General features: G+C 70.8%; 19 protein-coding genes. 7 read left to right on the top strand and 12 right to left on the bottom strand.

Translation table 11 applies throughout. The features are described from left to right. Position 1 precedes the first annotated feature (1 nt). From ACIHFB_RS23550 to ACIHFB_RS23535, 4 genes are all read right to left on the bottom strand, one after another. Complete coding sequence (locus tag ACIHFB_RS23550; RefSeq protein WP_400127805.1) at positions 2-3,970, bottom strand: trypsin-like peptidase domain-containing protein; 3,969 nt, start codon at positions 3,968-3,970, stop codon at positions 2-4. Between the two features lie 51 nt (positions 3,971-4,021). Then, complete coding sequence (locus tag ACIHFB_RS23545) at positions 4,022-4,330, bottom strand: trypco2 family protein (protein ID WP_400127804.1); 309 nt, start codon at positions 4,328-4,330, stop codon at positions 4,022-4,024. Positions 4,331-4,472: 142 nt separating this feature from the next. Further along, a complete protein-coding gene (locus ACIHFB_RS23540) occupies positions 4,473-4,661 on the bottom strand; it encodes a ferredoxin (protein WP_365272760.1) in 189 nt (62 codons plus the stop codon). Positions 4,662-4,707: 46 nt separating this feature from the next. Continuing rightward, complete coding sequence (locus tag ACIHFB_RS23535; RefSeq protein ID WP_365272757.1) at positions 4,708-5,910, bottom strand: amidohydrolase family protein; 1,203 nt, start codon at positions 5,908-5,910, stop codon at positions 4,708-4,710. 110 nt (positions 5,911-6,020) lie between these two features. Here ACIHFB_RS23535 and ACIHFB_RS23530 point away from each other — a divergent pair, with 110 nt between their 5' ends. Further along, the gene (locus ACIHFB_RS23530; RefSeq protein WP_400127803.1) at positions 6,021-6,470 is read left to right on the top strand and encodes a DoxX family protein; all 450 of its coding nucleotides are present in this window, start codon (positions 6,021-6,023) and stop codon (positions 6,468-6,470) included. Between the two features lie 136 nt (positions 6,471-6,606). Here the strand turns inward: ACIHFB_RS23530 and ACIHFB_RS23525 are convergent, their stop codons facing one another. Continuing rightward, complete coding sequence (locus tag ACIHFB_RS23525) at positions 6,607-7,191, bottom strand: helix-turn-helix domain-containing protein (protein WP_365272751.1); 585 nt, start codon at positions 7,189-7,191, stop codon at positions 6,607-6,609. Positions 7,192-7,337: 146 nt separating this feature from the next. Between ACIHFB_RS23525 and ACIHFB_RS23520 the strand changes: the two genes are divergently transcribed. The 4 genes from ACIHFB_RS23520 (at position 7,338) to ACIHFB_RS23505 (ending at position 9,940) form a co-directional block, all read left to right on the top strand. Continuing rightward, positions 7,338-8,357, top strand: a complete 1,020-nt coding sequence (locus ACIHFB_RS23520; protein WP_400127802.1) for an aldo/keto reductase — start codon at positions 7,338-7,340, stop codon at positions 8,355-8,357. A gap of 67 nt (positions 8,358-8,424) precedes the next feature. After that, positions 8,425-8,640, top strand: coding sequence for a hypothetical protein (locus ACIHFB_RS23515; protein ID WP_365272746.1), 216 nt, complete (start codon positions 8,425-8,427; stop codon positions 8,638-8,640). 33 nt (positions 8,641-8,673) lie between these two features. Further along, complete coding sequence (locus ACIHFB_RS23510) at positions 8,674-9,102, top strand: DUF6233 domain-containing protein (RefSeq protein WP_365272743.1); 429 nt, start codon at positions 8,674-8,676, stop codon at positions 9,100-9,102. A gap of 52 nt (positions 9,103-9,154) precedes the next feature. Next, the gene (locus ACIHFB_RS23505) at positions 9,155-9,940 is read left to right on the top strand and encodes a DUF2071 domain-containing protein (protein WP_365272740.1); all 786 of its coding nucleotides are present in this window, start codon (positions 9,155-9,157) and stop codon (positions 9,938-9,940) included. Here the strand turns inward: ACIHFB_RS23505 and ACIHFB_RS23500 are convergent. After that, positions 9,879-10,583, bottom strand: a complete 705-nt coding sequence (locus ACIHFB_RS23500) for a TIGR03943 family putative permease subunit (protein ID WP_400127801.1) — start codon at positions 10,581-10,583, stop codon at positions 9,879-9,881. The genes ACIHFB_RS23505 and ACIHFB_RS23500 overlap by 62 nt on opposite strands. Further along, positions 10,580-11,623: a permease gene (locus ACIHFB_RS23495; protein WP_400127800.1), complete on the bottom strand. Its 1,044-nt coding sequence runs from the start codon at positions 11,621-11,623 to the stop codon at positions 10,580-10,582. The genes ACIHFB_RS23500 and ACIHFB_RS23495 overlap by 4 nt, the downstream gene beginning before the upstream one ends. A 177-nt stretch (positions 11,624-11,800) precedes the next feature. Between ACIHFB_RS23495 and ACIHFB_RS23490 the strand changes: the two genes are divergently transcribed. Next, the gene (locus tag ACIHFB_RS23490; protein ID WP_400127878.1) at positions 11,801-13,696 is read left to right on the top strand and encodes an NAD-binding protein; all 1,896 of its coding nucleotides are present in this window, start codon (positions 11,801-11,803) and stop codon (positions 13,694-13,696) included. A 95-nt stretch (positions 13,697-13,791) separates the two neighbouring features. Here the strand turns inward: ACIHFB_RS23490 and ACIHFB_RS23485 are convergent, their stop codons facing one another. After that, a complete protein-coding gene (locus tag ACIHFB_RS23485; RefSeq protein WP_400127799.1) occupies positions 13,792-15,609 on the bottom strand; it encodes a prolyl oligopeptidase family serine peptidase in 1,818 nt (605 codons plus the stop codon). A gap of 132 nt (positions 15,610-15,741) precedes the next feature. Here ACIHFB_RS23485 and ACIHFB_RS23480 point away from each other — a divergent pair, with 132 nt between their 5' ends. Beyond that, positions 15,742-16,527 carry an SURF1 family protein gene (locus ACIHFB_RS23480; RefSeq protein ID WP_365272728.1) on the top strand — a complete coding sequence of 262 codons (786 nt, stop codon included), beginning with the start codon at positions 15,742-15,744 and terminating at the stop codon, positions 16,525-16,527. A gap of 64 nt (positions 16,528-16,591) precedes the next feature. On the opposite strand, the gene ACIHFB_RS23475 is transcribed toward ACIHFB_RS23480, so the two are convergent. The 4 genes from ACIHFB_RS23475 to ACIHFB_RS23460 form a co-directional block, all read right to left on the bottom strand. Next, the gene (locus ACIHFB_RS23475; protein WP_365272725.1) at positions 16,592-17,641 is read right to left on the bottom strand and encodes a hypothetical protein; all 1,050 of its coding nucleotides are present in this window, start codon (positions 17,639-17,641) and stop codon (positions 16,592-16,594) included. 116 nt (positions 17,642-17,757) lie between these two features. After that, on the bottom strand, positions 17,758-18,333 hold the full coding sequence (locus tag ACIHFB_RS23470) for a SigE family RNA polymerase sigma factor (protein WP_365273429.1): 576 nt from the start codon (positions 18,331-18,333) through the stop codon (positions 17,758-17,760). Positions 18,334-18,812: 479 nt separating this feature from the next. Further along, positions 18,813-19,871 carry an aspartate-semialdehyde dehydrogenase gene (locus ACIHFB_RS23465; protein ID WP_400127798.1) on the bottom strand — a complete coding sequence of 353 codons (1,059 nt, stop codon included), beginning with the start codon at positions 19,869-19,871 and terminating at the stop codon, positions 18,813-18,815. Further along, complete coding sequence (locus ACIHFB_RS23460) at positions 19,871-21,148, bottom strand: aspartate kinase (protein WP_365272719.1); 1,278 nt, start codon at positions 21,146-21,148, stop codon at positions 19,871-19,873. Before ACIHFB_RS23460 ends, ACIHFB_RS23465 begins: the two co-directional genes overlap by 1 nt. Positions 21,149-21,154 lie beyond the last annotated feature (6 nt).

The raw sequence follows: 21,154 nt of genomic DNA, 5'->3' as shown, positions 1-21,154 counted from the left end.
GTCATGCTCCTCTTCGCTGCACTACGTCGGTCGCCTCGGCGTGCCGGCCGATGCGGTCGAGGGCTTTCGCGAGCCCGGTGACGGCCCGTCTCAGCTGGGGCTGCCAGTTCGGGTCCTGGTTCACCAGGGCCCGGTAGCGCCGGACGGCCCGTCGCGCCGGTTGCACACCACGGGCGGCCAGGCGCACATCGTGCCGGCCGGCCAGGCTCAGCGTCCCGCCCAGCCGGTACAGCAGCCACGCGGTCGTCTCCGGCGGTTCGCCGGGGCGAGCGATCAGTGGCCCGCAGGCTTCCTCGCCCTCGAGTGCGGTACGCCAGGCCGCGCCCGCCCGGCCGGCCATCGCCTGCGCGTCGGCAAGGCGCAGGAGAGCGTGGCAGAAGGGGCGCTCCTGACCTTCAGGGTCCGCGACGAGCAACCGGCGCCGCAGCTGCACCTCGTGCTCGGCGACGCGCAGAGCGTCCAGGAAGCGGCTGATTCCCAGCAGGGCAAGGCACAGCTCGATGCAGGTGTCGGCCAGGTACGCCTCGTGTCTCGCATCGCCGGCCGCCAGCTGCACGCGCAGTTCGTACGCCTCCCGCAGTACCGGAATCCCCCGCCAGGTCGTCGCCGGGGACGTCGTGTAGCCGGTGCCCAGGTCGTGCAGGCAGGACGCCAGCCCTTCGCGCCCTTCCTCGCTGTCACGCGACAGCCGGCGGTACTGCGGAAGCGCCTGCCTCAACAGGATGCGGGACGCGACCTGCCGGTTGTGCCTTCGGTACGTGTCGGAGGCGTCGTGGAGACCGAAGGCATGGCTGTCCGTGTAAAGCCGGGGGGCGTACGTACTGAGCCGGTTCCTGATGGCGATACCGTCGTTCAGGGCGGCGAGAGCCTCCGCCGAGCGGCCCAGTTCGGCGTAGGAGTTGCCGAGTTTGAGTGCGGTTCCTGCCCGGATGTTCAAGTCGCTCGCGCTGAGGGACAGTTCGGCGCCGTCGTAGATCCGAAGGGCCTCCTTGAACTCCTCCACCGCCACCCCGTGTTTGCCGGTCCCCGCGTGGAAGGTGGCGAGAAGGGTCACCGAATGGGCCAGCTGGGGCTCGGTGACACCGAACGGACTGTTGCGCACCAGGGCTCTGCGATGCTCGATGGCCTGCCCGATGGACTTCAGCGCCTCCTCGTGCTTCCCGTCGTAGAACTGGTCCCAGGAGAGGTTGTGCAACATCTGCGCCAGGCCGGCGAGATGGACCTCCGGAAGCTCCTCGGCCAGCGGCGTGACGAGCGCGATCGCCTCCTGATCCAGCGCCATCGACTCGCTGCGGGGGCGGAAGGAGGAGTCGCTGTAGTCGTTGGCGAGACTCTTGAGGGCCTGCGCGAGGTCGGCGCGGAAGGCGTCCGCGTTCTCCGCCGCCAGCCGGCGACAGGTTTCGACGGCCTCCTCACCGAGCAGCATCGCCTCCGAATGCCGGTTGAAGCGCCACAGGTTCGAGCCTCGCTCCGTCAGCGCCGTGCTGAGCAGGAGCGGGTCCAGATCGGGGTGGTCCGCGGCCAGCTTGCGGGCACGCTGGACGGCCTCGTCCGTGTATTCGTCGGACCGGGCGATCTGGTCGAAGCGAATCATGTCCGGAGCGAGCCGCCAGACCACCCGTGACAGGTTGATGAGCGCCCGCACCAGGCCACGCTCGCGTTTCTCCCACTCCTCGCCGTCCTCGGCCGCCAGCGCGCGGAACAGGCTCAGCGCCCGGTCGCCGGCCTCGTACGCGTCCGTCAGCCGCCCGGTCAGGTGCGCGGCGCGGGAGAGCACCAGCAGCGAGTCGGCCCACTCGGTGCGGTGGGTCACCGTACCGTCGTCCGCGAGCCGTTGGCGGATCGCCGCCGCGCCGTCGGCCGCGATCCGGGCGTCCGCCCGGGCTCCGACATCCAGCTGCCGCTCCGCGAGGTTGTGCAGCGCCCACGCACGGTCGCGGAGCGCCTGCGGGTCGTCGTCCGTGGCGTGGCACAGCCGGTTGAGTTCGAGGGCGACGTCGAGTGCGTACTCGCGCAGCACATGGGTGCGTTCCGGCAGGGCGTCGGTGTGTGCGCGCAGCATGGCGGCGGTCAGCGGTGCCTCGGCAGGGACCGTGCGCAGTGCCTCGCGCAGCCTGTCGACGATGGCGCGCGCCTCGTCCTTGCGGTCCTCGTTGGCGTGGGCCACGGCGGACCGGGCCAGCACGGTCAAGGTCTGCACCCGCTGGTGGTCCGGGGCGCCGGCGAACAGCCGTCCGAGCAGCCCGGGTTCCTGGATGATCTGCTCGGAGGCCTGGAACTCGGCCAGCCGGTCCGGCTCGAGCCGGCCCCAGTAGCGGCCCTCCGGCGGTGGGTACAGGCCGCGCAGCCAGGCGACGACATCCGTGACCAGCGGCCGCGGCTCATCGGGCAGCAGCCGGGCGATGGTGGCACGCGCCTCCCGTTCGTCCTGGGCGGGACACAGGACGGCCGCCGTAACCGCCTGGCCGAGCAGTTCCTTCTCCCGAGGTCCCATGCCCCTGCCGTCGGCGGTGTCCTGCCAGTACGTGTTCTCGTGCTCCAGGAGTTCGGCCTCCAGCGCATCCTCCTCCCGCCGGGGGGTCCGTACGTGGCGCAGCAGCGCGGCCAGGGCCGCCATCTGCACGGTCAGCGCCGTTGCGGGCCCCTGGCCCACCGCGGGGGGAGGGACGCGGAGTCCGCCCACCAGCCCGGGCCAGTCGACGCCCCTCCCAGCGGGTACCTCCGCCAGTCGACGGGAGAGGTCCCGCACCGCTATCCGGAACACCCGCTCCTGGTCGGCGGCGTCAGGGCTGAGCGCATGCAACCTGATCTCACGCAGGGCACCCGTCGCCCTGTTCTTCCACGAGCCGAGAGAGCGGGCGAGAAGCAGCAGCCGCACCGGATACCCGCATTCCTCCGTCTCCTCCCACAGCTCCCTGACCAGCTCGGGCCGCGTCTCGGCGTAGTCGACGACCAGCAGCAGCGGGTGCTGGACCATGCGCAGCGCCCGCAGGTCCGCCGGCTTGCGGAGCACCTGCCCGGCCACCCAGCCCTGCTCCCGCATCCGCGCCATCAGCTCTCGCGCCAGCCGGGTCTTGCCCTGTCCGCCCGGCGCGGTGAGCACGCGGGCGGAAGGGAGGCCGTCCCGGTCCTCCCGGCACCACTGCTCCAAGTCGGCAAGCGTGTCCTGTCTGCCGTGGAACGACACCACCTCGGCGTCGGCCCGCAGCAGCATGGTGAGAGAGGTCACCTCCCGTTTGGGCGGCGCCGGCTCCAACAGGCGGGCGAGTTCGGCCGGTTCGAGCTGCGGGTCGGCGGCTGTCGCCTCGCGGACCACCGAGCGGAATCCGGCACAGGCCAGCAGATCCTCGCTGCGGGTGTACGCCAGCCGTGTGCCGACATCCGGCCGGCGGTCCTCCCGCACCATGCCGAGCAGCAGCTTCCCGCCGGACAGGAAGACGGCCGCGCCCGACATCCCGGACCAGTGGGTGGTCCGGCGGGCGGCCTCGGGGGTGGGACCTGCGGTGTCGTACGCCAGCAGGCCGGCGTTGTCGAGGATCTCGAAGGCCTCGCCACCACCGTGCGGCCGGACCCGGCCGACCAGCATCTCCCGGCCGCGCCTGATCACCTTCCCCGGTCCGTCGCCGTCCTGCTCCCGCTGCTGCCGTGGGAATCCGATGGCGGCGACCTGTACTTCGTCCCCGATCGTCACGCATCGGCCCCAGCGCTGCGGGCGTCGGCCCCGGGCGTCGCCCAACGTCCCGGGCGGCTCCCAGTCCTTGACCTCGGCCGGGATCTCCAGCAGAGCGGCGTCCAGAGTCTCGTCGGACTGTCGCCACCGCACCACGGCAGGGAACCGCGCGTCCGCATCCGGGAACGACACGGTGAGCTTCCCCGGCATGCCGGGCGCCGGGAGCAGGTGCGCGGCGGTCAGGACGAGCCGCGGCGCGATCAGATAGCCGGTGCCGAAGCTCTGGTCCCTGTCGCTCACGAACCTTCGGACCTGGACGACCTGCTTTGCTTCCATCAGTCCGGCGCCCGGCTACTCGGAGTCGCCCACGGTGACACTCCGGCCTCCGCGCTGTTCCGGGTTCAGGTGCACGGTCACGCGCTGGGTGGACCGTGCCGAGCGCTCCCCGCGGGCGTTGGCCTCCACGACACCGAACCGCAGCGCACCGCCGCCGTTCCGCGTCCGCATCAGCTCGACCTCGAACTCCACAGTGATCTCGCCCAGCACGAAGCGCAGTTCGGATTCCTGGCCGCGGAACTGCGCATCGGACAGCTGCTCTCGCAGCACGTCGATGGCATCGGCCAGGTCCAGCCAGTCCTTGTCCCGCTCGTCGCGCGCCATGCCCCGTCTCCGTCACCGTGTCGTCAGGCCACACACATCCCAGTGACCTTGTCACCCATCACACCCGTTTGTGAAACATGATGACGTGAGCGATTCCGGCAGACGGACGGCGGATTCGGTGACAACGGCGCCCGGACAGGCCCTAGTCGGCGATGACGACGGCCTGGGACGGGCAGCCCTCGGCGGCTTCCCGGACCCGTGGATCGTCGCCGCTGTCCTCGCGGCCCGGTATGACGGCACCGAAGCCGTCCTCCACGGTGAAGACGGACGGCACCCGGTAGACGCAATCGCCGGAGCCGTAGCAGCGGTCGGGGTCGACGGAGACCTTCATGCCCCTTCCCGTTCCCCTCGGAGGACCCCGTGAATCGAGCCCGGCCCTACTGGTCGAACGGCAGCTGGAGCATCCGAATGGCATTCCCCCGCAGCAGCTTGTAGGTCACCTCGTCGGAGAGACCGGCGACATGCTCGGCCGCCACCTTCTTCGTCTCGGGCCAGGTCGAGTCGACGTGCGGGTAGTCCGTCTCGAAGGTCGCGTTGTTCACGCCGACGGTCTCGATGGCCTCGATGCCGTGCCGGTCGCGGAAGAAGCAGCAGAAGATCTGCCGGTAGTAGTACGTCGACGGCGGCTCCGGAACCAGGTCCCTGACGCCGCCCCACGCCCGGTGCTCCTCCCACACGTCGTCCGCGCGTTCCAGGGCGTACGGGATCCAGCCCATCTGCCCTTCGCTGTACGCGAGTTTGAGCCGGGGGAACTTCACCAGCACACCGCTGAAGAGGAAGTCCATCATCGACGCCATGGCGTTGTTGAAGCTGAGGGAAGCCTGAACGGCGGGGGGAGCGTCGGGTGACGCGGCCGGCATCTGCGAGGACGAGCCGATGTGCATGTTCACCACGGTCCCGGTCTCCTCGCAGGCCGCGAAGAAGGGGTCCCAGTAGCCGGAGTGGATGGAGGGGAGCCCGAGATAGGTCGGGATCTCGCTGAAGGTGACGGCGCGCACGCCCCGGGCGGCATTGCGGTGGATCTCCGCGACCGCCAACTCGATGTCCCACAGGGGGATGAGGCACAGCGGGATCAGCCGGCCGCCGCTGTCGCCGCACCACTCCTCGACCATCCAGTCGTTGTAGGCGCGCACACAGGCGAGGCCGACCTCCTTGTCCTTGGCCTCGGCGAAGGTCTGTCCGCAGAAGCGGGGGAAGGTCGGGAAGCAGAGCGAGGCCTCGACGTGATTGAGGTCCATGTCCTCCAGCCGGGCCTTGGGATCCCAGCAGCCCCGCCGCATCTGCTCCCGGGTGATCCCGTCGAGCGTCATCTCGTCCCGGGAGAAGCCGACGGCCGCGATGATGCGCTTGTACGGGAAGAACTCGCCCTCGTACTCCCACCAGTCGGTGATCTGGCCGTCCGGATCCGTCGTGAACCGGTACTTCCCGCCGACGTAGGCGAGATCTCCGATACCGGCGGTGAAGGGCTTGGGGCCCTTGTCCCGGTACTTGGCCGGGAGCCACGTCTCGAAGAGGTGCGCGGGCTCGATCACATGATCGTCCACGCTGATGACCTTGGGCAGATCCCTGGTATCGCTCACGCTGTACCCCTAATCTGACGATCCATCAGATTTAGAGGTTAGGGCAGCCTTCTCACGGCAGCAAGGGAACGGCGGCACGGGAACCGGCGCCCTCACCGGAGGAGGTCCATGTGCAGAGCATCTGGCTCAGCGGCGCCGAGTGGTTCGCAGTCCTCCGGGTCGGTCTCGGCCTGTGGTGGCTGGAGAGCTGGCGACACAAGGACAAGCGGGACTGGTTCGCCGGCGGCGGCATCCGATGGGCGGCCGGCATCGCGGCGGAACACCGGTGGGGCTTCGTCCGGCTGGGCTTCGACCGCGTCGTCGGACCCCGTCCGCGTCTGATGGCGTACGTCGTCGCCTACGCGGAACTCGCCCTCGGGCTCGGTCTCGTCGTCGGCTTCCTCACGCCGATCGCCCTGGTCGGCGGCCTCATACTCAACCTGGTCTATCTGGTGCTGATGATCCACGACTGGGCAGAGCAGGGGCAGAACCTCATGATGGCCCTGATCTCGCTGGTCACCCTGTTCGCGATGGGGTGGCAGTCATGGTCCGTGGATGCGGCGCTGGGGCTCTTCGGGTAGGCGGTCACGGTCGCCGCCAGTCGGTGAAGTCGGGTGTGCAGTCGCGCCCCATCAGGGGCGCGGGGAACTGCGCGACCAGCCCCCACAGGCCCGCGGGCAAAACGAACCCCATATCCAGCGGAGCGCTTAGCGCTCGTCAGTGCGGTCGACGGAGGCCTGCGACCAGGAGTTCCACCAGTCGGCGTGGGTCGTAGCGGGGGTCGCTGTCCGCGCCGATGCAGAGGTTGCCCACGCCGCGCATGAGTGCGTAGGCGTCCACGTCGGTGCGGATCTCCCCGGCCGCGGCTTCGAGCAGCTGGGCGCACACGGGCACGAGGCGGTCGAGGAAGTAGGAGTGCAGCGTGTCGAAGCCGGCGTTGTCGGACTGGAGCACCCCGGCGAGCCCGTGCTTGGTGACCAGGAAGTCGACGAAGAGGTCGATCCACTGCCCCAGTGCGGCATGCGGGGTCGCGCCGCTCGCCAGCAGGGCCGGGCCGGCCTCGGCGCAGGCGTCGACCTGGTGCCGGTAGACGGCGATGATGAGGTCCGCCCGCGTGGGGAAGTGGCGGTAGATCGTGCCCACCCCGACGCCGGCCTCGGCCGCGATGTCGCGTACCGGCGCTTCCACACCCGACCTGACGAAGACCGCGGCGGCCGCGTCGAGCAGGGTCTCCTTGTTGCGTCGGGCGTCCGCCCGCTTGGACCGGGCCGCGCGCCCCGCATTCTCGTCGCCGTCGTCCACCGCGCCACTCCTCCACTGCCAGCCTTGCTAAACGGAACAGCGTTCCGTATCGTCGTTACCGGAACGAGGTTCCGTTTACCCATGATGCCAGAGCTGGGGCCCGCCCCCCAAGCCACGCATCGTCACCACGACGGAGGAACAAGCTCATGCAGTACCGCACCTTGGGCCGCACCGGTGTACAGGTCAGCTCCCTCGCGCTCGGCGCGATGAACTTCGGCGCGATCGGGCGCACCACCCAGGACGAGGCCACCGCGATCGTCGACGCCGCCCTCGAAGGCGGGATCAACGTCATCGACACCGCCGACGCATACAGCCAGGGCGAGTCGGAGACGATGGTCGGCAAGGCCATCGCCGGCCGCCGCGAGGACATCGTGCTGGCCACGAAGGCGCAGATGCCCATGGGCGACGAGCGCAACCACCAGGGCGGCTCGCGCCGCTGGCTGGTCACCGCGCTGGAGGACAGTTTGCGCCGCCTCGGCGTCGACCACGTCGACCTCTACCAGCTCCACCGCTGGGACCCGAAGACCAGCGACGAGGAGACGCTGTCGGCGCTGACCGACCTGCAACGCGCGGGAAAGATCCGCTACTTCGGCTCCTCGACCTTCCCCGCCTACCGCATCGTGCAGGCCCAGTGGACCGCCCGCGAGCGCCATCTGAGCCGCTACGTCACCGAACAGCCCAGCTACTCGATCCTTCAGCGCGGCATCGAGAGCCATGTACTGCCCGTGACCGAGGAGTACGGGATGGGTGTGCTGGCGTGGAGCCCGCTGGCCTCGGGCTGGCTGTCGGGTGCGGTCCGTGAGGGCCGGTCCGTCACCACCAGCCGTTCGACGTTCATGCCGCAGCGCTTCGACCTCACCGTCCCGTCCAACCGGGCCAGGCTCGACGCCGTCGAGCGGCTGGCCCGGGTCGCCGACGAGGCCGGTCTCACCATGGTCCAGCTCGCGCTCGGATTCGTGACCGCGCATCCCGCCGTGACCAGCGCGCTCATCGGCCCCCGCACGATGGACCACCTGCACTCGCAGCTCGCCGCCGCGGACACCGTGCTCTCCGCCGACGTACTCGACGCGGTCGATGCGATCGTCGCGCCGGGCACCGACCTCGCCGCGCACGAGAAGTTCGACACCCCGCCCGCACTGCTCGACCCGGCACTGCGCCGCCGCTGACAGAAACCCTTCGGCCGACGAGCGTCACGGGAAGCGCGAAAAATCGAACACATGATTGAATCTGGTCATGCGACCGATCCCCGACGACCTCGTCCAGGCGCAGCAGGAGTGGCACGCGACGTACCGGCGCCTCGCCGAACGGCCCCGCGCCGAGCTGCGCCGTCGGCTGTACCGGCTGTCGACCGCGGTGCTCTTCCATCCCTACTGGAGAGAGCACGGCCGGACCCCGGCGGCGTGGGCGGAGCTGCGCAGCCTGGGGCGGGGAGGAAGGAGCGGGGGGTGATGACCCGGCTCCGGTGCGAGGCGAGGGCACGCCATGTCCGAGCTGCCGCCTGATGCCGCCCGGCTTCGGGCGATCATGACCTTCCTCGACGAGCAGATCGCCAGGAACGACACCGTCGGCGTCTATCTGCGGCTCCAGCGCGGCGCCGTGGAGGCGGCGCTCGCCCGCGCCGAGGGTCAGCGGCCACCGGAGCCCCGGCCCCGAAAGAGGCAGCAACGCCCTGCGGCTCCCCCGGCGTTCACGGCCGCCCGCCGAGGACATGGCTCGACGGGCTTCGCCGTCGAGCAGCAGCCGCGGGCCATGGGTCCGGAGCCGGCCCGCATCCACACCGACGGCTGCCCGCACGGGGACACAAAGCATCCCATCAGCGCCCATGACGCCCGGGCGGCACTCGTCGACCCGCAGGTGGAGGCATGCCCGTTCTGCCGTCCCGACGACGAACTCGGGCTCGACCTCGACTGATACATCGACCCCGATGAACGAGGACCCGGCACCCCCCTGACATCCTTGCCCCGTGCCGAAGCCCACCCCCGTCACCCCCGACGCCCCCGTCCCGATACCCGGCCCGCTGCTCACCCAGCACTGGCTCGACCTCTGCTTCATCCACTGGGCCGTCGAACCGGACGTGGTGGCGGGGCTGTTGCCGAGGGGCACCGTTCCCGACACGTACGACGGGATGACGTATGTCGGGCTGGTCGCGTTCCGGATGGACAAGGTGGGGTGGCTGCGGCTGCCGGGGGTGCCGTACTTCGGGTCGTTCCCGGAGACGAACGTGCGGCTGTACTCCGTCGGCGCGGACGGGCGGCGCGGTGTGGTGTTCCGGTCGATGGACGCCTCGCGGCTGCTGCCGGTGGCGATGGGGCGCGCCGGCTTCCGGCTGCCGTACCTCTGGTCCCGGATGAGCGTGCGCGCCGACGGCGACACCGTCTCGTACGACAGCGTCCGCCGCTGGCCGGGGCCGCGCGGCGCCTACAGCCGGATCGTCGTGCGGGCCGGTGAACGCATAGCGCAACCCAGCGACTTGGAGCACTTCCTGACCGCCCGCTGGGGCATGCACAACGCCTTCCCCCGCGGGGTCGCGTTTCTGCCCAACGACCACCCCAGCTGGCCGCTGCACCGCGCCGACCTGATCGACTGCGACGAGAACCTGATCGCGGCGGCCGGACTGCCCGCCCCGACCGGCGCCCCGGTCAGCGTGCTGTACTCCCCCGGTGTGCCGGTCCGGTTGGGCCGGCCCGTCAGGAGTTCCATGTCTCGTCGTACGGATCCCGCGGCTGAGCCACCGGTCGGGCCTCGCTGACCTGGATGAACGGGATGGGCCCGTCGTTGACCCGGTCGTGCGTCCGGCGGGCGGTGTAGGTGCCGGTGACCTCCAGCCAGGTGTCCGGTTGCAGCACCGGCGGGATGTGTCCGACGAGACCGACCTTGACCGGCTGGGCGTCCGCCGCACAGCAGTTGAGGGTCATCCGCACCAGGTAGGGCGTGCCGTCGCGGTCCAGCGCGACAAAGCCGGTGATCTTCAGCTGGCGGCCGCCGAGGGAGCGGCCCTTGTCGTAGACGGCGCGGCCCGCGTAGTCGGCCAGGGCAAGGCGCAAAGGACCGTCACCCTGCGGCAACTTCGTGAATCCGTACGGCTGTTGCAGCGCCGTCCCCGTGCGTACGGCGCTGTAGGAGCCGAGGGCGGGCGGAGCGACCAGGATCAGGGCGAGGACGGGGAGGGCCAGCAGCCAGGAGATGTGCGGTTCGGGATGGCCGTGTCCGTCCGGCCGGCGCCGCTCGTACCAGACCGTCGCCAGCGCCGCCGCGATCAGCACCGCACCGGCCAGCAACACCATCGGCCGCAGCCCCGCCTTGACATAGCGCAGGTAGAGATCGGTCACGCCCGCGTGCAGCAGACTCGCGCCGAGCAGGAAGAGTACGGCCGCCTGGGCCTGCCGGTTCACAGGAGCACCGCCCCGGTCAGCACCGACACCAGCACCGCCAGCACGAAGGTGGCGGGTGCGAAGCGCAGGGCGAAGGAGCGGCCGAAGGTGCCCGCCTGCATCGCGAACAGCTTCAGGTCGATCATGGGGCCGACCACCAGGAACGTCAGCCGGGCGGTGAGCGAGAACTGTGTCAGCGAGGCCGCCACGAAGGCGTCCGCCTCCGAGCAGATCGACAGCAGCACGGCGAGCACGGCGAGGGCCAGAACGGACACGACCGGGTTGTCGGCCGCCGTACGCAGCCAGGCCTGGGGCACCACCGCCTTCAGCGTCGCGGCGGCCATCGCGCCCAGGACCAGAAAGCCCCCTGCGTGCATCACGTCGTGCCGGACCGACCCCCAGAACGCCGCGCCCCTGCCCTGACCCTCGTACGACGAACGGGCCGGCGGGCGGAGCCAGTCGGCGCGGCCGAGCCGCAGCCACAACCAGCCCATCGCGCACGCCACCAGCAGGCTCGCGACGAGCCGGGCGAGGACCATCTCGGGGTTGCCGGGGAAGGCCACGGCCGTCGCGGTGAGGACGATCGGGTTGATCGCCGGGGCGGAGAGCAGAAACGCCAGCGCCGCGGCCGGAGTCACCCCGCGGCGCACCAACGCGCCCGCCACCGGCACGGACGCGCACTCGCACCCGGGCAGCACCGCGCCCGCCGCTCCCGCCACCGGTACGGCGAGCGCGGGTCGCTTCGGCAACGCGCGGACGAAGAACGACGGCGGGACGAACACCGCGATCGCCGCCGACAGCAGCACCCCGAGGACGAGGAACGGCAGCGCCTGGACGACCACGGCTACGAACACCGTCATCCAGCTCTGCATCACCGGCACGCCCAGCATCCGCCTGATCGGGCCCTGCGCCAGCACGGCCAGGACCAGCACCATGGTCAGCACGAGCGGCGAGTTGAGGTGCCTGGCCTGCGATTCCTCCGGCGTTCCCGGTTTCCCCGGCTTTCCCGGTTCTTCCGCCGACGCGGCGGCCCGCGGCGGGGGCGGCTTGGTGATGGCCACGGGTGAGGTACCTCCGGTGCTCCGGTGCGAGGGCGCGGGCCCCCTCCCCTTCAGTACGGCCGAACACGGCCGGGCGTTCAACCAGTTGCTGGAACCACGCGTCTCATTGAGGCAGTCTTTCCCCTCGTGGGGAGCAGCGTTCCGAATCAGGGTCAGCAGGGCAGCGCGCCGGCGCAGATGGTGGTGTGCGGCGACGACGGCCTCGCGCACCGGCTCGCCGCCGAACTGCGCGGAGTCTACGGCGAACAGGTCACCCTCGTCGTTCCCCCGTCCGTACGGACCGTACGACCACCCGTGGTCGGGCGGGCGCGGGCGGCCTCGGCGGCGCTGCTCGACCGTTGGGTCACGGCCGCGGTCAGCCGGGCCAACGGCGCGCCCGGCGGAACCGAGCGGGTCGTCGAGGCCCCTGAGCTCACCGAGGCCGTGCTCGCCGAGGCCGGCGTGGACCGGGCCGAGGCGCTGGCGCTGGTGTACGACGACGACGAGACCAACATCCGCGCCGCCCTCACCGCCCGCCGGCTCAACCCCCGGCTGCGGCTCGTCCTGCGGCTGTACAACCGGCGGCTCGGCCAGCACATCGAGGAACTCCTCGACCAGGCGGCCGCGTTGGCGACCGGCGACGAGGACATCGGCGCCGACGCCTCCACGACCGTCCTGTCCGACGCCGACACGGCCGCACCCGCGCTGGCCGCCACCGCACTCGCCGGGACCAGCAAGGTCGTACAGACCGACGGGCTGCTGCTGCGGGCGGTCGAGCGGCAGCCGTGGCGCGGCCGGATCGCCGATCCCGGGCTGGCCACGCTGGCCCTGCTGTCTCCCACGAACAGCGACTCGGCCGGCACCGACGAGCAGGGCCCGCAGCTCCTGCCCGACGACGCCGCGGTACGGGCCGCCACCGGGCGCGGAGCCGTCGTCCTGGAGCAGGTGTCGTACTCGGGCCCTTCGCTGCCGGCGGGGCGCGCGGTCGGCGTCGTACCGGCCTTCGCGTCGCTGTTCTCGCGGCGGCTGCGGTGGTCGCTGGCGGGCCTGGTGGGGTGCGTGCTCGCACTCGCGGTCGCGCTGACGGTGGTCACGGGCGACCATCCGCTGTACGCGACCTACGAGACCCTGCTCGACCTCTTCGCCATCAACGAACCCGCCCTTCACCAGCCCCTCGGCCGGCAGATCCTCCAACTCCTGTCCGGGCTGCTGGGGTTGCTGCTGCTGCCGGTGCTGCTGGCCGCCGTGCTGGAGGCGCTGGGGACCTTCCGCAGCGCCTCCGCCCTGCGCAAGCCGCCGCGCGGGCTCGGCGGGCATGTCGTGCTGCTCGGCCTCGGCAAGATCGGCACCCGTGTGCTGACCCGGCTGCACGAGCTGCGCATCCCGGTCGTGTGCGTCGAGGCCGACCCGGAGGCGCGCGGCGTCGCGACCGCGCGGCGGTTGCGCGTGCCGGTGATCCTCGGGGACGTCACCCAGGAGGGCGTCCTGGAGTCCGCCAAGATCCACCGCTCCAGCGCGCTCCTCGCGGTGACCAGCGCGGACACCACGAATCTGGAGGCCGTGCTGTACGCCCGTTCCGTACGGCCCGACCTGCGGGTCGTCCTGCGGCTGTACGACGACGACTTCGCGACCGCCGTGTACCGCACCCTGCGCGCCGCCCACCCGAACGCCAGCACCCGCAGCCGCAGCGTGACCCATCTCGCCGCGCCCTCCTTCGCCGGCGCCATGATGGGGCGGCAGATCCTGGGCGCGATCCCGGTCGAGCGACGCGTGCTGCTGTTCGCGGCCGTTGATGTGGGCGGGCATCCGCAGCTGGAGGGCAAGACGGTCGGCGAGGCGTTCCGGCCGGGGGCGTGGCGGGTGCTGGCGCTGGACACGGCCACGGAGGCCGCCCGGCAGGGGACTTCGGGCACCGGTTCGGCTTCGGGTTCGGCTTCCGGGGACTCCGACGGGGATGTTCAGCAGTCGGCGCTGGTGTGGGACCTGCACGACGGATATGTGCTCAAGGCCGAGGACCGGGTGGTGCTGGCGGCGACACGGAGGGGGTTGGCGGAGCTGTTGGGACGGCGGCGTCGGGAGCCGGCCGGAACGTAGCGCTTCGCGGGTGGCGGTCATTTGTCTGTGGCCCGGTGGGGGCTGGTCGCGCGGTTCCCCGCGCCCCTTGCGGGGCGCGGGGCGGGTCGGTGTGGTCAGACCTTGAGGTGGCGGTGGGCGAAGTCCAGTTCCAGGCGTACCTGTTTGATGCGTTCGTCGACGACCAGTGAGCCGTGTCCCGCGTCGTAGCGGTAGACCTCGTGGGCTGCGCCGCGGGTCTCGAGGCGCTTGACGTAGTTGTCGATCTGGCGGATCGGGCAACGTGGGTCGTTGACGCCTGCCGAGATGTAGACGGGGGCCTCGACCTGGTCGACGTAGGTGATCGGCGAGGATGCCTCGAAGCGCTCGGGGACCTCTTCGGGGGTGCCGCCGAGGAGGGTGCGGTCCATGGCCTTCAGGGCTTCCATCTCGTCGTGGTACGCGGTGACGTAGTCGGCGACCGGGACCGCCGCGATGCCCATCGTCCAGGCGTCCGGCTGGGTGCCGAGGCCGAGCAGGGTGAGGTAGCCGCCCCAGGAACCGCCGGTGAGGATCAGCCGGTCCGGGTCCGCCAGCCCCGAGGTGACCGCCCACTCGCGCACCGCCTCGATGTCCTCCAGCTCGATCAGGCCGACCCGGTGCTTGAGGGCGTCGGTCCACGCGCGTCCGTACCCGGTGGAACCGCGGTAGTTGACCCGCACGACCGCGTACCCGTGGTCGACCCAGGCGGCCGGGCCGGCCGCGAAGGAGTCGCTGTCGTGCCAGGTCGGGCCGCCGTGGATGTCGAAGACGGTGGGGAGGGGGCCGGTCACGCCCGCCGGCTTCTGGACCAGGGCGTGGATACGGCCGCCCGGCCCCTCCACCCACACGTCCTCGACCGGCACCGATCCCGGGGACTTCAGGCCGGGCGGGTCGAGGACGACGTCGCCGGTCGTGGAGCGCACGGTGGACGGCTCGGCGGCCGACGACCACAGGAATTCCACGGTGCCGTCCGGTCGGGCGGTAGCGCCGGAGACGGAGCCCGCCGGGGTGGGGACCCGGTCCAGCGCGCGGGACGCCAGGTCGTAGCGGAACAGCTCGCTGCGGGCCTCGAAGCTGTGCACGATGAGCAGCGCGGAGCCGTCCGGATACCACTCGGCGCTCACATCACCGGGCAGGTCGAGGGCGAGATCGGTCTCCACGCCGCTCGCCACGTCCCACACCAGCGGCTCCCAGCGGCCACGCCGCTGATGCCCGATGAGCAGCCGGGTGTCCCCGTCGACCGGCGCGAAGCCCAGCGCCTCCAGGCCCAGCTCGACGGTGCCGCCCTTGGTGTCGTCGAGCTCGGCGAGCGCCGTGCCGTCGGGGCGGAGCACGCGCAGCGCCGAGTGCATCGCGTCGCCGTGCTCGGTGTGCTCGACGGCGATCAGCGAGCCGTCGTGCGAGAGGTCGCCGACGCCCGCCGACTCGCGGTGCCGGTAGATCTCCACCGGGTCCCCGCCCGCGCGCGCGAGATGGATCGTCGTACCGTCCTCGTCGGTGGAGCGGCCCACGACCGCCGTACGCCCGTCCCGGCCGAGGGCGAGGCCCGCCGGATACGACGGCTGAAGACCGGGGACGGCGGCGTCGTCCGGTCCCCCGCCGAAGGGTTGCCGACGCCATACGCCGAACTCGTCGCCGTCCTTGTCGTCGAACCACCAGATCCAGGCGCCGTCCGGTGAGAGCACGCCGTCCGTCGTGCCGTTCGGCCGGTCGGTGACCTGGCGCTGCTCGTCCGTCGAACGGTCCCAGGCGTACAACTCGTATGTCCCCGTCGCGTTCGACACGAACAGGGAACGGTCCGGTGCGTCCTCCGCCCAGTCGGGCAGCGACACCCGGGGCGCCCGGAAGCGCTTCTCCCAGTCCGGCATGTCTTCTTTCCGCTCCGGAGAGTCGGACCCGTTGCTCTCAGTCATGACCCCATACTGCCCGCTCCCTGCGACAATCGGCCGACCAGGTCCCCAGCCTGTGGATAACTCCACGATGGCTGCACCGGGGTGCCGACCCCGCATCCCGGCCCCGACCGCCCGCCCCGTACCGTTGAGAGCGTGTACCGGTTCCTGCTGACCCCCCGCTGGTGGGGAATCAACGTCTTCGTACTCCTCGCCATCCCCTTCTGCATCTACATGGGGTCATGGCAGCTGAGCCGGTTCGAGGAGCGCGTGGACAGTCACCGCGGCGCGCAGGAGAAGGCCGCCTCGGACAAGCACGAAGCGGCCCGTCCGCTGGCCGAGTTGCTGCCCGTGGACAAGGAGACCTCCGGCGAGCAGGTCACCGCGGCCGGGCGGTACGGCAAGCAGCTGCTGGTGCCCGGCCGGGAGCTGGACGACAAGAGCGGCTTCTATGTGCTGACGCTGCTGCACACCGACGAGGGCAAGGCACTGCCCGTCGTACGGGGATGGCTGCCGGGCGACGCCGACTCGGCGAAGGTGCCCGCCGCGCCCTCCGGTGAGGTCACCGTCACCGGTGCGCTCCAGGCGTCCGAGACACCCGGCCAGAACGGGGTCAGTGCGCAGGGCGGACTGCCGGCCGGGCAGACCGCGGCGATCAGTGCCGCGTCGCTGGTGAACCTCGTGTCCTACGACGTGTACGACGCCTGGGTCACGCTCAACACCGGTGACGCCGGGATGAAGGCGGTGCCGGCGGTCGCCGCGCAGGACACCGGGCTGGACCTGAAGGCGTTCCAGAACCTCGGCTACACCGGCGAGTGGTTCGTCTTCGCCGGGTTCGTGGTCTTCATGTGGTTCCGGTTGCTGCGACGCGAGGTGGAGTTCCTTCGGGACGCGGAGCTGGGCCTGGTGGCGGAAGAGGAACGCGACCCCGTTTCCGCGTAGCGCTCCGCAGGAATTGCATGGAAACCGCCCCGCGCCCCTTGCGGCGCTGCCGAACCGCAGCCGACTACGACACCGTCAGCAGGCCCGTCCAGTAGACCGTCCCCGCGCACGCGCCCGTCACGATCGCCGACGCCGTGGGCGCCCCGGGCTCTGCCGTGTTCGAGACGGTCACGCTGCCGTCCGCCGTGCCGTCCTCCGTCACCAGCTGGGTCGATGTGCCGCTGTCGGTGCCGGTGGTCGTGCCGGTCGTGGTGCCGGTGCCGTCCGTGGGCGTCGGGTCGGGCGTCGGTTCGCCCGTGTTGCCGCCGTCGCTGTCGCCGGTGGTGGGACAGGTTTCCGAGGGCACCCAGGCGAACTTGACCTCGTACGCCGTGCCGGGCGTCAGCAGCAGCTCGGGGGCCTCGAGCGACGGGTCGGGCAGCGAGGCCGCGGCGTCCCCGGAGACATGCCGGAGGGCGGAGATCTTGGTGGCGTCTGCGGCGCCCGCGGGGGTCGTGTTCACCGTGCCGGGACTGGTGACCTTGCAGTCGGTGGTGGAGATGTTGCTGACGCGGAAAGTGCCGTAGACCGCGTTGGCGGAGTCGGGGGCGTTGGTCGTCGGGGCGGCGGTGCCGAGCTGCTCGGCGGTGCACAGGGGCGCGCCCGCCATGGCCGTCGCCGTCGGGTCGGCCCCGCTCGTGGTCGCCGCGGTACCGCCGGTGCCGCTGGCGCTGTCCTTCTCGTCGTCCTTCTCGCCGCCGTCCTGGTCCTTGCCGTCACCCCGGCCCGAGCTGCCGCCGGAGGTGTTCTCACCGCCGTCCGGGCCCTTGTCCTGTCCCACCCCGCCCTGCGCCTGGGACGCATGGCCGGCGTTCGAGGTGTTGGTGGCGGAGCCGGTGACGTTCGAGACGTGCAGGAGAGCCGGGACCGCGGTGCCGACGAAGAGGGCGGCCGCGGCCATGCCGACGAGGGCCTGGCGCTTGCGGGCCCGCCGCGCGGGTACCGCCCGCCGCAGATGGTCCAGCGTGCCGTCGCGCGGCTCGACCTCCTGGACGGCCCGGTGCAGCATCCTGCGCAGTGCCAGCTCGTCCGAGTCGAGCCCCGTCAGGCTCTGGTCGTCGGGGCCGTGGTTCACAGTTCCGTTCCCAGCGTGCGATTGCTTCGGCTCGTGCGGGTCCGACTCCGTCGGCTCACGGGCTTCGTAGGGTTCATGAGGGATGTGGAGATGTCGCCGTCCCTCGTCGTCGTCGCTCATGCCGGCGCCTCCATCGCGACTCGCAGCGCCGCGATGCCGCGCGAGCCGTAGGCCTTCACGGAGCCCAGCGATATGCCGAGCGTCTCGGCGACCTGCGCCTCGGTCATGTCGGCAAAGTAGCGCAGGACGAGGACCTCGCGCTGCCGGCGCTGAAGACCCTTCATCGCGTTGATGAGCGAGTCGCGCTCCAGCAGGTCGTACGCGCCCTCCTCGGCGCTCGCCATGTCGGGCATCGGCTTCGACAGCAGCTTCAGGCCGATGATGCGGCGGCGCAGGGCGGAACGCGAGAGGTTCACGACCGTCTGACGCAGATAGGCGAGGGTCTTCTCCGGGTCGCGGACCCGCTTGCGCGCCGAGTGGACGCGGATGAACGCCTCCTGGACGACGTCCTCGCAGGAGGCGGTGTCGTCGAGGAGGAGCGCCGCGAGACCCAGCAGCGAACGGTAGTGGGCGCGGTAGGTCTCGGTGAGGTGGTCGACCGTGGTACCGGCCGCCACGACGTCTTCCGCGCCGTCACGCTGGCTGGGTATGCGGGTGGGCCGCGCTGCGGGCATGGGCGCGATCACCGGCATGCCGCCGGCCACGCCGGACATGCGGGGTCGGCGGGGACGCAGGACTGTGCCGCGCGTCGCCGCTGTGAAGTCGAGTACCTCTGCCACGCCAGTTGGACACACGACCCCCCATGAGGGTTGTACGTGCCGGGCGTCACGTTCACGCCGGGCGACGTTCTCTCCTCAGGCAGCACAACTGAAGGTGCCTCACAAGCCCTCATGCGACCCGCTCTTCCCCTATGTCCCATATGAACCAAGCGTCCCCACGCTCGGCTCACGGCGTCCCCACGCCGACCACATCGCGTCTCCACGCCCCAGGAAGGGCGACCGCAAAGACGCTCCCCGCCCTCCGCACGGTTGCGGAAGGCGGGGAGGAAATCTTCGAACGCCGATGGGGCCCGGTACAAGTGGTCCGGACCATTGCCCAAATCACATGTTGTACATGAATCCTACAAACAATTCCGGCCATGCCCAGGCCATTTTCCTGTGGGCTGAACGCCTCACGAGAACTCCGCCGCCACCAGCTCGGCGATCTGCGCGGTGTTGAGGGCGGCCCCCTTGCGCAGGTTGTCCCCGCAGACGAAGAGTTCGAGCGCCGTGGGGTCGTCCAGCGCCCGGCGCAGCCGCCCCACCCACGTGGGATCGGTGCCGACCACATCGGCGGGCGTGGGGAACTCCCCGGCGGCCGGGTTGTCGAAGAGGACGACGCCGGGTGCCGTGGCCAGGATCTCCCGGGCGCCCTGGACGGTGGCCTCGCCCTCGAAGCGGGCATGGACGGTCAGCGAGTGCGTGGTGAGCACCGGTACCCGCACGCAGGTCACGGCGACGGGCAACTTCGGCAGCCCGAGGATCTTGCGGGTCTCGTCCCGCACCTTCATCTCCTCCGAGGACCAGCCGTCCTCGCGCAGCGAACCGGCCCACGGTACGACGTTCAGTGCGACCGGCTCCGGGAACGGCCCGGTGAGGTCGCCGACGGCCCGCCGTACGTCACCGGGGTGCGTCCCCAGTTCCGTACCGGCCACCAGGGACAGCTGCCGGCGCAGTGTCTCGACGCCGGCCCGCCCGGCCCCGCTGACGGCCTGGTACGAGGAGACCACCAGCTCGCGCAGCCCGAACTCGGCGTGCAGCGCGCCCAGGGCCACGATCATGGAGAGGGTGGTGCAGTTCGGGTTGGCGATGATCCCGCGGGGTCTGACCCGCGCCGCGTGCGCGTTGACCTCGGGCACGACGAGCGGCACATCGGAGTCCATCCGGAAGGCGCCCGAGTTGTCCACGACCACCGCGCCCTTGGCGGCGGCGACGGGCGCCCACTGGGCGGCGACCTCGTCCGGTACGTCGAACATCGCGACGTCGACGCCGTCGAAGGCCTCCTCGGTGAGCGCCACCACCTCGACCTCCTGGCCGCGCACGGTCAGCTTGCGGCCGGCCGAGCGCGGCGAGGCGATCAGACGGATCTCGCCCCAGATGTCCGCGTGCTGCGAAAGGATCTGGAGCATGACCGTGCCGACGGCCCCGGTCGCTCCCACGACCGCGAGCGTCGGTAGTACGGTCCCTGGCATCAGCGTCCGGTGCCTCCGTAGACAACGGCCTCGTCGCTGTCGGAGTCGAGTCCGAAGGCGCTGTGCACGGCGGTCACGGCCTCCTTGACGTCGTCGGCGCGGGTGACGACCGAGATACGGATCTCGGAGGTCGAGATCAGCTCGATGTTCACGCCGGCGTCGGACAGGGCCGTGAAGAAGTCGGCCGTCACGCCCGGGTTGGTCTTCATGCCGGCGCCGACGAGCGAGATCTTGCCGATCTGGTCGTCGTAGCGCAGCGATTCGTAGCCGATGCCGTGCTTGTTCCGCTCCAGGGCGTCGATGGCCTTGCGGCCCTCGGACTTGGGGAGCGTGAACGAGATGTCCGTCAGACCGGTGGAGGCCGCGGACACGTTCTGCACGATCATGTCGATGTTGATCTCGGCGTCGGAGATCGTGCGGAAGATCGCGGCGGCCTCGCCCGGCTTGTCCGGCACACCGACGACCGTGACCTTGGCCTCGGAGGTGTCGTGCGCGACACCGGAGATGATGGCCTGCTCCACCGTCTTTTCCCCTTGCGTAATCGGCTCACTGCTGACCCAGGTGCCCTGGAGTCCGCTGAAGCTGGACCGGACATGGATCGGGATGTTGTAGCGGCGGGCGTACTCCACACAGCGGTGGAGCAGCACCTTGGACCCGGAGCTGGCCAGTTCGAGCATGTCCTCGAACGAGATCCAGTCGATCTTCCGGGCCTTCTTCACCACACGCGGGTCGGCGGTGAACACACCGTCGACGTCGGTGTAGATCTCGCAGACCTCGGCGTCGAGGGCGGCGGCGAGAGCGACGGCCGTGGTGTCGGAACCACCGCGCCCGAGCGTGGTGATGTCCTTCTTGTCCTGGGAGACGCCCTGGAACCCGGCGACGATGGCGATATTGCCCTCGTCCAGCGCGGTCCGAATACGACCCGGCGTGACGTCGATGATCCGGGCTTTGTTGTGGACCGAGTCGGTGATGACGCCTGCCTGGCTGCCGGTGAAGCTCTGGGCTTCATGCCCCAGGTTTTTGATCGCCATGGCCAGCAACGCCATGGAGATCCGCTCTCCGGCGGTCAGCAGCATGTCGAATTCCCGACCGGCAGGCATCGGGGATACCTCTCCGGCGAGATCGATCAGCTCGTCCGTCGTGTCGCCCATCGCGGAAACGACGACGACCACCTGGTGGCCGTTCTTCTTCGCTTCCACGATCCGCTTGGCGACGCGCTTGATGCCCTCGGCATCGGCTACGGAGGAGCCTCCGTACTTCTGCACGACAAGGCCCACGTGCGC

The organism is Streptomyces sp. NPDC051963 (genome assembly GCF_044593495.1).
GTDB lineage: Bacteria > Actinomycetota > Actinomycetes > Streptomycetales > Streptomycetaceae > Streptomyces.
This window is presented reverse-complemented; position numbering and strand designations above follow the sequence as displayed.

Coding starts and splice junctions, on each gene's coding strand:
- ACIHFB_RS23465 (WP_400127798.1), bottom strand. CDS start 19,871: ATGCCAGGGACCGTACTACCGACGCTCGCGGTCGTGGGAGCGACCGGG.
- ACIHFB_RS23540 (WP_365272760.1), bottom strand. CDS start 4,661: ATGAAGGTCTCCGTCGACCCCGACCGCTGCTACGGCTCCGGCGATTGC.
- ACIHFB_RS23510 (WP_365272743.1), top strand. CDS start 8,674: ATGTCCGAGCTGCCGCCTGATGCCGCCCGGCTTCGGGCGATCATGACC.
- ACIHFB_RS23515 (WP_365272746.1), top strand. CDS start 8,425: ATGCGACCGATCCCCGACGACCTCGTCCAGGCGCAGCAGGAGTGGCAC.
- ACIHFB_RS23470 (WP_365273429.1), bottom strand. CDS start 18,333: ATGCCGGTGATCGCGCCCATGCCCGCAGCGCGGCCCACCCGCATACCC.
- ACIHFB_RS23520 (WP_400127802.1), top strand. CDS start 7,338: ATGCAGTACCGCACCTTGGGCCGCACCGGTGTACAGGTCAGCTCCCTC.
- ACIHFB_RS23485 (WP_400127799.1), bottom strand. CDS start 15,609: ATGACTGAGAGCAACGGGTCCGACTCTCCGGAGCGGAAAGAAGACATG.
- ACIHFB_RS23490 (WP_400127878.1), top strand. CDS start 11,801: ATGGTGGTGTGCGGCGACGACGGCCTCGCGCACCGGCTCGCCGCCGAA.
- ACIHFB_RS23545 (WP_400127804.1), bottom strand. CDS start 4,330: ATGGCGCGCGACGAGCGGGACAAGGACTGGCTGGACCTGGCCGATGCC.